The sequence below is a fragment of the Vibrio sp. 10N.286.52.F8 genome (assembly GCF_041468745.1).
Lineage (GTDB): Bacteria > Pseudomonadota > Gammaproteobacteria > Enterobacterales > Vibrionaceae > Vibrio > Vibrio crassostreae_C.
In genome coordinates, this window is sequence record NZ_JBFRJF010000007.1 from 1 (window position 1) to 13008 (window position 13008).

Consider the following 13008-nt stretch of genomic DNA (forward strand, 5'->3'; position numbering starts at 1 on the left):
TCCGCGATGAACCTTTTTTTTCGAAGAGTATTATCAGGATTAGTTAGATAACATATTGGAATATATTCAGTTTTTATACTATCATTCTTAACACTACCAACATCGGGGTTTCACCGTTTTTGAGCCCTCAAAAAACGTCCAAAACATCTTATCGAATCCAAACTAAAGATACCTACCCGCGCGCTCTACTTCTTTCAAAGCAATACCATCGGCTGCTATACCAACAGGAGCTGAACCTAGTGAATACCACTTAACATCATCAGTCTCTTGAGCGGTGATATCTCCTTTCCAGTCACTCACGATAAAATAATGAATCAACTGAAATTCCTTCGTAGGATGATAAAGCGAACACAAGTATTGGTAATCAATCGGAACAACATTAAGCTCTTCATCAAGTTCACGAAACAGCGCCTGAACCTGGTTTTCACCGTGTTCAATATGGCCGCCAGGTATAGTGATTAAACCGGGATCGGTCTCCCTAGACTCACTACGCTTTTCTAGTAATACCTGCGATTCCTTCAGCATGATAAAAGAAACACACTCGTGGACATCCATCTAATTTTCCTAAAGCCGTTACAAAGGTAGTTAAGTTTGTTGTTCTAGCTTGTGTTAATGCTTAATTTACAACAAGCTTTTTACTCAGCCTTTCATACAATTCAAAAGCTTCTGTTTTAGATATCAAATTTCCGAGAGCGTATTGATGAGCTAGCTCAATATCGTCGCTTTGATTGGAGTAATAGCGCTTGGCGACTGCAGCGCACTGGCTCAGATTGGTGTACCAACTGCCGTCTTGCTCAGCCACAAAATAATATGCCGCTCGCACTAACTTTTTACCAATTACCTTAACGATATCCGCATCAGTCATTGTTTTGAAACTCGAGGGCATTTGCTTAAGAAAAGTCGATAAATCGCCATTAAGAGCTTGGGCTATTTCATTGCTGGGCTTATATCGTGGAAACTTTATAGATAGATCATTCCCCCAAATACAACAGCAACAATGCTTGAGCCAAAACTGCCAATGGAATTCTTCGTTGGGCTGCAGAACCTCTGAGAGATACCCTGGATCAATATCAAGCTTAGTCACTTGCGGATAGGTTTGGGGTATGGTGCCGGAAAGTAGGTTAAATACTTCCTTTTCTCTCTGACCAACAGGCGTAGCGAGTACGATAGAAACATCCAAATCAGAGCGACCAACAATGGCCGTTCCTCCAGGCACGCTTCCATACAAGTAGATACCATCAACTTGACCTGGAAGCTCTCTTAGCAGCGAATCAACGACTGCTGACACCACGTCTTGAAATTCAGGCGCAATGTTCTTTGGCGAATAAAGATTTTGAATGAACCCTTCTCGATCGAGTCCTCTAGTTTGTTCTTGCACCTTGGGTTCCTATTTTAATCGTTATAATTAATCACACCGGGTTCTGATGATGATTTGAGGAGTGCCAGTGGTTAAAGTAACATTAACTCTCGCTTAGTTTTATCGTCCAGCTTTTCAATCGCGTAGCGAAAAGCAACTCTTGGTATTGCGGCATGCTTAGCGTTTAAATAACCAATAACCTGTTGAGGTTCCTTTTTACTGAGGACTTTAAGCATCCAACCATATCCTTTCTGCACGAGGTCATGTCCATCTTCTAGCAATAGATCTGCCACACAAAGCGGAGCCAACGCTGAGTATCGATTCTGATTGATCGGATAAATTAAGATGACAGCAGCAGCTCTACGTACAGCAAAATTCGAATGCTCGACCCATTTGGTTATGAGTTCGAACAACTCATTGTATTGAGACAGTAACTCACCAAACGCATGAGTGCAGAAGTCTTCACAATCATTCCAGTCAATGACATACTCCATTAACCAATGCTCAAAGATTGGAAACGTTTCTTTCGAATATTGTTTTCTTACTCTAAAAGCCCAGTCGTAAGCAATAACACCTAACGCCCAATCCCTTTCTTCAAGCAATTGAGTACACAGGGACAAAACATTAGAGATATCTTTGTTTTTGATGGTTTTAAAAACGAGCGCCGATATAGATCGAACCTGCCCTGTTTTAACACTAGCCTCTGGATAACCAACGCCTGAAAGATGAAGCTTTACCGTTTCTACGAAATTCATTAATTGCCAAACCGTCATAGAACTAAAATTAATATCAAAGTGAGATACACAGCACTTAAACCATACGCATGAAATTTATAAAATATAAGTTACCTTAATCACAACATTCATTATTGAGCATTTAAATTACCACTAAAATAAGGATATTCCCTTTGGTAAGAGTAACTTATAATGCATACTAGCGGCCTTTAAAAGAGGTGCTAAATGAAAAAGAACGGTTTTACACTTATTGAGCTTGTTGTCGTTATTGTGATCCTTGGAATACTCGCCGTAACTGCTGCTCCAAGGTTCCTCAACGTAAGTACTGATTCTCATATTGCAGTTGTAAAAGGCACTGGAGCCTCTTTTAAAACAGGTGTCGATCTTGCCTATTCAAAAAATTTAACCTCAAACGGTGGCGGTGCTTCCACAAACGTCCCTATCTATGATGACTCCGCGACCGGCCAGCTTGACTTCAATGAATGGGGATATCCAGCCCAGCAATGGCACTTACCTGAAGAATCTCCAAGATTAGATAACGCTGAAGATTGCATTTCGGTATGGGGCGCACTGCTCCTCGATCCACCTAGTATTTCAAGTTTCAATTCACCAGAAGAAACCGACTACATTGCTGAATATATACAGACGGATCAGTGTATCTATCATTATCGAGTCGTACCGGGAATTTCCATTGACTACAACTCAATGAATGGTGACGTCACTGTAGACGATGAGCCAGATAACTAAGCGCTAAATGTTGGTCTTTCAGAGTACTTGGGAATTTACGGTTTCTCTCAATAAAAGTGCCACACATTAAGAATCAACAGCACACATTTAAGAATGGCTTATTTTGGCGTAAACGAGCGTGCTGTCCATATCTCCTGATGGCAAACGTCGATCATTGGCTAAGCGATCTTCAAGTTGATAGCCACATCGTTTGGCCACCGCCTGACTTTTAAGATTCGAGCCTGCCATCCTAATTTCGACTCTTTTCGCACCTTTTTGAGTGAATGCATATTCTTCGATAATTCGGACAGCTTCACTCACGTAACCCAAGCCCGTTTTTGATGTTTGCAACCAGTAGCCGATTTCAAAGTAAGGGACAGTATCGTCTCTGATCATAAAGCCAATAGCCCCGATAAATGCCCCTGTTTGCTTTTCAATAATATTGAACCAAAACTCGCCAGTAAAGTTGGCGAAATTATTGGTAGCATCTTGAATGTTAAGTTCTAGCTGCTCTTTAGTTAGAGAATCAGAAACCCAAGGTAAGAATGGGGAAAACTCGGCCTTGCACTCATTTATCACCTCACACATCTCTTCGCTGTATTTTAATGATGGAGGGGTTAATTTGAGCCTTTCACTTTCCATCACTAAGCCTTTCCCCAATCAGATCGAACAACCGCCAACACAACTGTATCCCACCATTGACCTTTGAAGAATCGATGAGCTTTAAAACACGCTTCTTGTTTCATTCCCAGTGACTTACATAATTTAATCGCAGCCAAGTTCTTGCTGATGGTTTCGGCGTAGATACGGTGTATGCCTAACTCTGAGAAACCAAAATCAGCGAGGGCTTCTGATGCTTCTATAGAAAGCCCTTTTCCCTGAGTTTGCCTCGATAAAGCACAGCCCATTGAAGCTTGTTTATCGCGTTCAAGACGTAAACAAACGGTTCCAATAAACTTCCCCGAATCTTTGCTTTCAACCGCTAGCTGATAGGACTGGCGTGGTACTTCCAAAGCCTGTGCAACAAACAACTGAGTTAGCTCTCGATATTTGTTAGGTTCGCAATCACTTTCATCATAGAAACGCTGATACTTAGCGTCTTGAGACATCGCAACAAAGGCACACTCGTCTTCGAGACTCATATCTCGAAGAATCAACCTGTCAGTTTCCAGCTTAAACATCAAAATTCCTTTTTATCTTATAGCCTTGAAGGGAAAAGTCGCGGAGGTGTTTACTCGTATACTTTCCCGTTATGCTTCAGCCAACCATGAGTGTGATGATTACGAGGGTCTTTGTGCGTCCAGTGCATTACGCCACCTTTCTTGTTCCATTCATATTCACCATAAAATTCAACTCGATCGCCCTTTGCCAACCCCTGAACACGAGGCGCTAAGTCAATATTATGTGCGACTAACAAGGTTTGTCCGCTATCGAGTCGCAAAATGAATTTCTGATGTCGAGAGCCTTTATTATCATCAGGAAGTACTCGATACACCGTACCCGATCCGCGCACCTGAACGTCGCTTTGGTGATTTTCGTAAGCTTGCTTAAGTCGCGTATCATTCGCTTGAACATTACTGATGCCGAAGCTAAGCAGCACCAAAAGTAGAGCGCAAAATTGTTTCATTCCTTTCATTTCCCATATCTGTGTGTTGATTTGGGATACTGGCTGGGCATCCCCTCTTTTAACGATGCTTGTATTGAGTCGGACAATAACCTCTCGAAACGTCCGAACTGCGTAGTTTTACATGCTTGGTCGAGCGCCCAGAAACACGTGAACGCCACAGCTTAAAACTGCCAAGCTTGAGATGGCTACGCATAAAACGAATCACTTCCGATTCATTTAAACCAAATTGCAGTTCTATTGCTTCAAACGGCGTTCTGTCTTCCCACGCCATTTCGATAATTCTTGATTCATTCTCTTTAGATAGCATCATGCATACTCTTCCTTAATAAACTGGAAGAAATACGCCCGTCTTAGATTTAAAGATCACAAGTGACCACTTTGAACTCCACGACTTATAAAGTTCAGTAAAACAACAAGCTAACTCAAATTATGGCTATTTGCTTTCCAGCCACTCAGAACGCAATAGACCATACTTAATCGAGTCATAATACTCGCCTTGGTAATAACGCACTTTTCTTAGCCTAGCTTCTTGCTGGAAGCCTAATTTAAGAGCTAGTGACATCATCCGCGGATTACCCGACCAAGTGGTTAAACCGACACGCTCTATCTGCTTGTTTTTGAATAGGTAAGATACCCAAAGAGGAAGAGCTAACGCAGCAATACCCTTCCCCCAATAGTCGGAGTTATAAATGACTACTCCGACTTCAAGCCAACGTGTCTCTTCACACTCCCAATAACAACTGACGGTTCCTACAGGCACATCGTCTACAACCACCAACTGTAAGTCGGATCCATTGAGTAACCGTTGAAACGAACGGCTTTCAAACTCTTCTAGTGATGGCGGTGAGTATGGAAAATAAGGGCCGTTAAACTTCGTCCACTCATCGTTTGAGATAACCAAGGAATAAATGGCTGCCAATTCGCTTGGCATGGCGGGCCTAATACTTACCTGCATTTTCTCTCCTTGGTTTGGTGCTTAGGTATGGTTCTTGGTCTAAGTTCTAGAGGGATTAGTCGCGACCACAGCAGTCATTAATCTCATAATAACCATTAATAATAAAGTAACTAAATCGGATGACTACCAATCTAGCAGCTAGGCAATCATGGGGTTAAATAAGCTTGTGCGAACTCTCTAAGCACTCTCGCATTATTGTGGTATTTGCTATCCCCGCACTTTGTGCCATCTACTCTGATGTCCGGGCTGGAATATGCAGGTATAACATCTCGCTCATAAGACATCACTGTGCCTCTGTCAGCACAAATTGTACCGAATGAATATTGAGGAGCTCTTGGATACGTTCCAGAAATGTAACTTTCTATACTATCAAAATCTTTCAATAACGTTTTATAGTCATGATTAGCACCACTTAAATGGCCAATTTCATGCTCCATTAAGTAATCAGGGCAGTTTATCGCTAAAGAAAAAAAGTAGGATACCGAAGAAGACATACCACAATAATCAGACTCAAAGCTAAAATTATAATTAGAAAATACTATCCCAGTAAAAATGGGGACGCCGTCTTCTGTTGTTTCTGGAATCGGTTCTTCCATCGAGAGTTTTAATAACCTCTCTGCTGCGCCCAAATCTTGAAACCAAAGGCTGTCGATTTCAGACGTATAAGTCACCTTAGTGACTTTTCTCGTCATAGGGACGCAGGAGTTTTTTAACACCAGATTCGAATAGCTTTCCCATGTCGCTATTTTAGAGGCTATAAATGCTTTGGAATATTCATCTAACACCGATTCATCAACATAAAGGTGGATTTCTGTATTCAAAACCTCGCTCTGTACACAAGTAGGAAACTCGATGCTTTGAGCATTGGAGAGTCGACTATTGCTCAACACTATAATCAAAACACAACCAACTAACTGGATGAGCCTTTTAAAAGAACCCTCACTGACTCGTGTATTCATTTCCACCCTCTCCCTATATTCAAAACCACAAAAAGCATCATAAATGCCGTGACTTAAGATTCATTTTTACCCTCATTACACATATAAGCGTTGGCCTCTCAAAGTAACCTGCACTATCTGTGTTTTTCAGAAAACAAAAAGCTCGCCATGCAATGGCGAGCTTTATTGATTATGAGAGCTTAACGGTTATAAGACCCTGGCATTAACAAGGCCCAAATACGAAGAAATCTAAAGTATTAAGACACCTGATCGCGTAAAGCCAATTCAACGTTTTTCAACACTTTGAACTCTTCTCGAGTACAACCGCGTGCCACGGAAACCCAATGGTCGCCAGTTTCATCGGCTCCTTTAAACTCTGCACGCAACTCATATCTTCGCCATGTAACAAACGCCAAGATAAAGGTCAGTGCAAGCATCGGTAAACCGAACTGAGGAACAAATGCCCAAGTCGCAGCCGAGAGAACTAAAGCCAACGAAACAATATTGATTGCGTTTTCTTTAAGACCCAATTGGCGAATTTCTAACTGTTTGATTTTACGTAAGCTGTACACATCTTTCTTAACTCGGAGTTCGTTAGAGCTCACCAGAAAATCTGATGCTTTGTATGACCTACGAAGTCGCACTAAATTCGCTAACCTGTTGCGTGTTTGATTCTTTTTCATCGCCTTTCTCCATGTTATTAAAGGTTAGTAAAAACTAATATAATCATGAAGTTAATGAACGAGTGCTTATTTTATAAATCAAACTAATATTAAAATCAAGCTTATGCAATTAATAACACTTATAACAACACCGTCTTACATTTGAAATTTTAATAGAAAGAAGGCTTATTAAGGAATCTACTCATCATAAATCGATGTACTTTAGTTAAGTTAGATATAGGCCGATAATATTTCCAATAACCGACCAAACATACCAAACGGCGGGCATAATTCCTCCTGCTTTGTAACCACTTATTTCAACGCGATTTTTGCGACAAACTTCGTGTTCAAGGAATGCTGAACAGTGGTCACATAACGCTCCACTTGTCATAGGTCGCATAACTCCCTTGCCCACTATCCATCCGGCTTTTAAATACCTGAATCACTCAATTGAACATATCAATATAGCTTATCGATTAAGCAATTGATCTCATAATGTAGAGTCTGTACGCTTACACTATGCACACGGTTACCTAATGAAGATCACGATGAACGAACTACTGACATGCGGTATGGAACAGAAACAACGAACAACGGTGACGAGTTTATTCGCAAGAAATGGATTTAAGATCGCAACGACTGACTTTGATGATGTGACTTTCGAACGTGAAAATGTGTTGGTCAACGTTCGATTTGATTCCTCTTCTAACGTTGAATCGATTTCAACTCTAAACAACTAACGAGCTCACAAGCAGGTCGCTAAAATAATTGAATGGCCAACATTCGAGTCATTTTAGCGTATCTTGCAACCTGCCCTTTTCTACTTCATCCCCACCCTCTTCTCTTCCAAAAGCCACCGAGTGACAATTAAATCAATAACTCGCAATTCCATGATCTTGGCTTATATTTATTAATATCCTTTGAAAAAAAATTCGAAATGATGCCTATGTTCCTAACTCGGTTAATTTATGTCAGTACGCTCTGTGAAAGTTGCGATTCTCAGGCTTTGAACGACATTCTTCAGATTTCACACGACCGCAATAAGCAAAGCCATTTAACAGGCCTTCTAAGCCACAATGATAAGTATTTCCTGCAATGTATTGAAGGTTCGAGAACCGCAGTGAACCATACTTACAATCATATCTTGAATGACACGCGACACAAAAACGTCATGATTTTATATTTCAAAGAGATCGATTGTAGGCAGTTTGGTGATTGGTCTATGGGTGATATTCCACAATCTAGCCTAACTGAACTGGTTAATTTACAGTTTTCAACATCAGACCAGTTCAACCCGTATGAGATGTCAGGAGAAAGTGCCTACCGAATGCTTCTGGAATTGAAACAGAATTTGCCATCAGAATAGCTCTTCGACCCAACTTAATCCGTAGAGCAAGCAACAAAAAGCCCCAACGTATGGGGCTTTTTGCGTTTTATTGTAAAGGCAACTATTCGTTATTCTTCGGTGAACTCTAATCGCTCTCGCTGCTCACCGCTTCTTGTTCACTGCCAGCAAGAGCTTGCTGTTCGGCGGTAATATCAGATTCTTTGAACACAATGAACGCGCGGCGGTTTAATGCATCGGCTTTTTCAGAGCGTTCATTAATCGCAGGCTGCAACTTACCAAATGACTTCACTTCCCAGATAAACTGCTTAGGATCGAGTTTGGTTTTGAGGTATTCAACCACCGTTTCTGCGCGGCGCTCTGCCAGCTTTTCATTGTAAGAAAGTGAACCCGCTTGGTCGGTGTGCCCTGCCACCATTATGCTACCTTGCAGGCCGCTCAACTTCGTTGTGAAGTCATCTAACTGAGTTAGGTCTTCTTGCTTGAGTACTGACTTATCGAAATCGAAGTGCGGCGTCATTGCCATATAAACTTTACGTTCTGGTTTTGGCGGCTCACAGAAAGGCATCTCTTCGTACTTCTGAGCTTCTTCAAACACAATAAATGCACGGCGGTTCTCCGCTCGGTCTTTATCTGTCTTACCAAACAGAAGAGGTTGAGTCTCACCAAGATGTTTCACTTCCCAGTCATATTGCGTTGGGTCTAGTTGCCCTTTCAAATAATCTGCGACCGATTTAGCACGGCGCTGTGAAAGACGTTCGTTGTATTCCAGAGAACCTTTGTAATCAGTATGGCCGACAATCGTGATACGCCCTTCGAGGCCTCTGATCTCTTTAACAAAGGTATCCAAGTTGATCTTATCGAGGTCGCGTAATTGGTATTTATCAAACGCAAAATGCTCTGCGATGGCGATGTGCACCTCACGCTCTGGCGCCAAACACTCGCTGATTAAAAACTTAGACACATCGATACCTGCGAACTTGTCTCGGTTCTCCTGGCTCACATAGGTGTCGGTTGCACAGCCGGACAGCAGCAAAGTACTCATCACTGTACTTATTAGGAAAATAATTGTTTTCATCTTACTCTTTACTGTCACTTTGAATTCTCAACTCTTAACTTTCAACCCACTTTGGGGCATGCTTAGATCTTACCGACTAAGTTAATAAACACGCCGGATGCGTCGTAGTCGTCATCATTGGTTAAGTCACTATCAAACGCAGAGAAGTTATAACCAATCCCCATTTTAAAGTTCTCGCCAATGTGCTTGTTCACCGAAACTAGCGCACCGTGTTCTAGCTCATCGTTGAGTGTGTCTGTTTTCCAGTGGTATTCACCCGTCACATCCCACTCTTTCATCACGCGATAAGAAGCGCTAAGTCCATATAGGTCGATGTCACTTTTAACCATCTCATTCGCACCAGATGCTCGTTCAAAAGCTTGCTGTTTGTCTTTATGGGCGTACTTAGTACCGACGTCCCAATGTTGGTCAATCGAATAGATCGCTTCAACTTCAATGATCTGACTGGTTTCGTCTTGATAATCCACATCGCGATCCAGTTGATCGAAATCTGCAATATACGTGTAGCGGCTCAGTAAATTGAGTCGATCGTTGTAGATCGGACGATACGCGAGGCCGCCAGTGGCTTCAGTAAATTGCGCCATAGTTTCGCCCGTAGTCTCGCTTTCGGTAATGGAGTAGTTGTACTTGCCGAACAATGTGTACTCTTCCGTTAAGTGATGCGTATAACGGTTGGTCGTCACGATTTGTTGAAGTTCTCGCTGAGCGATGTCAGGGTCGTCTTCACTCTTATCCACTCGGTATTCAAATTTGTGGCTAAGGGTTATGTCATCTAGGTCAATTGAGGCATTGAAGCTGATAGATTCACGCTCTGTGGTAATGTTCTGGTCATCTTCAATTTCACCAAGCTGATAACCAATCCCCATCTCGACATCTTCCGTCACATCGTAGCCAAAGCCGTATGAGTCGATACGGCCATGACCATCATTTTCATCAACAAACTGGTTCTCTTGGTAAAAATCGACACTGCTGGTGAGATCTGCACGCTGACCAACAATCACGTTGTTTTGGCCTTCGTAGTTATCATCTACATAAGTTACGTAGGTTGAGTGGTCATCGGATACATCGTAAGTCACAGTCGCTTCTGCTACTTGGCCTCGGTCGCCATCGGTGTATTCGCCACCAAGAGACAAGTCTTCCAACACTTGGAATTCAGCACCAATCGACGCGCTGTCGTTTTCATCATAGTCATCCGACTGGTCGACGGTCTTTTGCCCTTTGACGTAAACGCTGTTCTCACTGTCCCACATGTATTCCAAACGCACACCCGCTAAGGTGGCATCACTGTGCTCGTCGTTTTGGTTAAGCTCTTCAGTTTGTTGCCCTGCCGCCGAAACCTTAATGTGCTCGGTGATTTTAACTTGAGTCTCAATCTCAATCGTTTCAGTATCTGTTTCTAGATTACCATCGACATCGCGCTCTTCATTGGTCGAGAAGCGAGAGAGAACCGCCAAGCGATCGGTAGCTTGCAAACGAAGTTCAGCACCGTATGCCTCTTGCTCTAAATCATCGCTGCTGCTTGCGTAGCTGTATCCCGCGTCTTTGTCTCGATACCAAAGTTTCAGGTCATTACCAACAGCACCAAAAATGGTTGGAGCAAGATCATAAAGGCTGGTGACAGCTGTGATTTGGACACTGTCGCCCTCGCGGTCTTCCAATGTGTCGCCAATTGGCGTAAAGGTTAAGCCGCCATCAACAGAGACAAAATTCGACTCAGTTTGAGTACCTTCACTGTGTGCAAACTCAGCCTTAATGTAGGTACCTTCTGTTGCACGCAACGTTAAGTCCGTACCGTAAGACTCGTAGTCTTGGTTGTCCTTTTCTTGAGTTGCATACGTCACGCCAACACCAACGTAATCGTTGATCCAACCTTTAGCACGACCACCGTAAGACATCGCGTCTAATGAATCTGAACCTTGTGGAACATACTCATAATCGACAACCAGAAAGTTTTCGTAATCATCGCCGTTTTCAATCACGCTACCAAAGCTATCGGATAGGATGTTGTCGAGTGGCTTGGTCAAAATAATTCGACCTTGGTATGGGTCAAAATCATAGTCGACACCCGGCTCAAGTGGGATTTCATTCTGCACTAGGCCAGATTCATCTTTTACTTTTACATAAACCTTGTCGCTTCCTGGTACCGCTTCACCATGACGAAGAAAGTACAGAGAACCGCCTGTGCCCAAGAACTCATCGTGTGCATACAACGAGTCTGCTTCTGCGGTAAAACCAACCACGTTCAAACGATCTTCACCATATTGTGTAGTATCGCGAGTGCGATAATCGGCTTTGAAACCATAGAGGCTACGGTTGTAATCGTTGTTCTCGGTGCCTGTTAAACCCGTGTTGTAGTTACCCCACAAGTATTGAGACTTATCGTATTCAACATTGAGGTAAACCTTGCCTTTGGTGTTGACCACTTTTTCGATGTTTGAGCTGTCACCATAGTTACCGTAATAAAGCTCATCGTCGTCTTCGAGGATATCGAACACATCCGAATCGTCGGAGGCGAACGGATGTTTGAACATGTCTTTGATTTCACTTTCTCGCGTATCAAAGTGAGTCGTTACACGAAGTTTGTCGCCAAATTTACCCTGACCAAAGTACGCTAAGCGACCTTGGTTGTAGATGTCATCTTGGTACTGGTCATCGACACTTAATGCATCGCTATTACCAGACACATTATTCTTACCAACATAAAGATCAGCCAAGCCAGTTTGTGCGTAGTACGTATCTGGAATACGAACGTAAAGCTTGTAACGACGTTCATCACCGTTATCAAACACAACCTTGGTTGGGAAAATGTAGGAATCTGTTGGTAAGTACTGCTCTGCGTATAAGTTGCCATCTTCGACATCAAATTCATCTTCACCGATGATGACTTTATCAACGCCTTTCAAACCGGTGCCGATGAACTTCGCTAAACCCGCATTGGTCGGGATGTTGTGACGCATCAGCTTTGCCTGTCCGTAACTTTTACCTTTGCTCTCTTCATCGTCGTTATCGTTTCGGTCGATATCGACTTCAGAGTCCGGCTTAACTAAGTCAGTCACACCAACGGTGGTCACATCCATGTTGCCATCTTTGTCCCACGCTTTTAGGCGGAACATCAGCTGCTCACCGACCTCAAACTGATAATCAACATCAGTTTGACCATCCCAATTGATGTCAGAGTCGTTCGCCAGTTTATCGCCTTCAAGCACAGCGATTGGCTCAGACAGACCAAAGTCACCCACTCGGTACACTTCCAACTGGTACTTTTTGATGTAGTAACCGTAGTTGGTGGTAATGGTGAAACCGACGCTGTCACGCAGTGTGCCTTGTTCGACTTCTAATTCATCGCTGACACTGACATCTAATACTGGGTCAAAGCGAGTGATGTCACGGCTTGCCCAAATAGCGCCTTGCTCTAAGTAAATACGCGAGCTGTCTTGGTCTTGGTTCGGCTTGGTGATTTCAATGCCAGTCGTCTCAGAACAGAGTTTTTCAAGCTTACCTGTGTCTTTCGCTACCGCCATTACAGGGATGGCAGTCAACAAACACGTCGCTAAACGAGACTTACTAAATACTTTCATACAATTTC

Annotated in this window: 15 protein-coding genes; 3 read left to right on the forward strand and 12 right to left on the reverse strand. The window is 42.8% G+C overall.

The window, feature by feature from the left end; translation table 11 throughout:
- Positions 1–162: 162 nt before the first annotated feature.
- The 3 genes from AB4133_RS02280 to AB4133_RS02290 form a co-directional block, all read right to left on the reverse strand.
- A complete protein-coding gene (locus AB4133_RS02280; RefSeq protein ID WP_372223886.1) occupies positions 163–555 on the reverse strand; it encodes an NUDIX hydrolase in 393 nt (130 codons plus the stop codon).
- Between the two features lie 61 nt (positions 556–616).
- Positions 617–1378, reverse strand: coding sequence for a nucleotidyltransferase domain-containing protein (locus AB4133_RS02285; protein WP_372223887.1), 762 nt, complete (start codon positions 1376–1378; stop codon positions 617–619).
- A gap of 71 nt (positions 1379–1449) precedes the next feature.
- The gene (locus AB4133_RS02290; RefSeq protein ID WP_372223888.1) at positions 1450–2112 is read right to left on the reverse strand and encodes a DNA alkylation repair protein; all 663 of its coding nucleotides are present in this window, start codon (positions 2110–2112) and stop codon (positions 1450–1452) included.
- Positions 2113–2316: 204 nt separating this feature from the next.
- Between AB4133_RS02290 and AB4133_RS02295 the strand changes: the two genes are divergently transcribed.
- Positions 2317–2838, forward strand: coding sequence for a type II secretion system protein (locus AB4133_RS02295; RefSeq protein ID WP_017065388.1), 522 nt, complete (start codon positions 2317–2319; stop codon positions 2836–2838).
- 87 nt (positions 2839–2925) lie between these two features.
- Here AB4133_RS02295 and AB4133_RS02300 read toward each other — a convergent pair whose 3' ends face one another.
- The 7 genes from AB4133_RS02300 to AB4133_RS02330 form a co-directional block, all read right to left on the reverse strand.
- On the reverse strand, positions 2926–3459 hold the full coding sequence (locus AB4133_RS02300; protein ID WP_108179879.1) for a GNAT family N-acetyltransferase: 534 nt from the start codon (positions 3457–3459) through the stop codon (positions 2926–2928).
- 2 nt (positions 3460–3461) lie between these two features.
- Positions 3462–3998, reverse strand: coding sequence for a GNAT family N-acetyltransferase (locus tag AB4133_RS02305; protein ID WP_372223889.1), 537 nt, complete (start codon positions 3996–3998; stop codon positions 3462–3464).
- A 50-nt stretch (positions 3999–4048) separates the two neighbouring features.
- Entirely contained in the window at positions 4049–4444 is a 396-nt protein-coding gene (locus tag AB4133_RS02310; protein ID WP_108121440.1) for a DUF3465 domain-containing protein, read from the reverse strand.
- A 58-nt stretch (positions 4445–4502) separates the two neighbouring features.
- On the reverse strand, positions 4503–4754 hold the full coding sequence (locus tag AB4133_RS02315) for a TIGR03643 family protein (RefSeq protein WP_017065384.1): 252 nt from the start codon (positions 4752–4754) through the stop codon (positions 4503–4505).
- Between the two features lie 123 nt (positions 4755–4877).
- Entirely contained in the window at positions 4878–5399 is a 522-nt protein-coding gene (locus tag AB4133_RS02320) for a GNAT family N-acetyltransferase (protein WP_372155586.1), read from the reverse strand.
- A gap of 146 nt (positions 5400–5545) precedes the next feature.
- Entirely contained in the window at positions 5546–6358 is an 813-nt protein-coding gene (locus AB4133_RS02325) for a hypothetical protein (RefSeq protein ID WP_372155585.1), read from the reverse strand.
- 236 nt (positions 6359–6594) lie between these two features.
- The gene (locus AB4133_RS02330; protein WP_004734639.1) at positions 6595–7020 is read right to left on the reverse strand and encodes a hypothetical protein; all 426 of its coding nucleotides are present in this window, start codon (positions 7018–7020) and stop codon (positions 6595–6597) included.
- Between the two features lie 527 nt (positions 7021–7547).
- Here AB4133_RS02330 and AB4133_RS02335 point away from each other — a divergent pair.
- Together AB4133_RS02335 and AB4133_RS02340 are read left to right on the forward strand one after the other, a co-directional pair.
- The gene (locus tag AB4133_RS02335) at positions 7548–7739 is read left to right on the forward strand and encodes a hypothetical protein (protein ID WP_017065380.1); all 192 of its coding nucleotides are present in this window, start codon (positions 7548–7550) and stop codon (positions 7737–7739) included.
- A gap of 206 nt (positions 7740–7945) precedes the next feature.
- Positions 7946–8365 carry a BLUF domain-containing protein gene (locus AB4133_RS02340; RefSeq protein WP_017067227.1) on the forward strand — a complete coding sequence of 140 codons (420 nt, stop codon included), beginning with the start codon at positions 7946–7948 and terminating at the stop codon, positions 8363–8365.
- Between the two features lie 106 nt (positions 8366–8471).
- Here AB4133_RS02340 and AB4133_RS02345 read toward each other — a convergent pair whose 3' ends face one another.
- Both AB4133_RS02345 and AB4133_RS02350 read right to left on the reverse strand, forming a co-directional pair.
- The gene (locus AB4133_RS02345) at positions 8472–9422 is read right to left on the reverse strand and encodes an OmpA family protein (protein ID WP_372223890.1); all 951 of its coding nucleotides are present in this window, start codon (positions 9420–9422) and stop codon (positions 8472–8474) included.
- A 62-nt stretch (positions 9423–9484) separates the two neighbouring features.
- Positions 9485–13000, reverse strand: a complete 3516-nt coding sequence (locus AB4133_RS02350) for a hypothetical protein (RefSeq protein ID WP_372223891.1) — start codon at positions 12998–13000, stop codon at positions 9485–9487.
- Between the last annotated feature and the right edge of the window lie 8 nt (positions 13001–13008).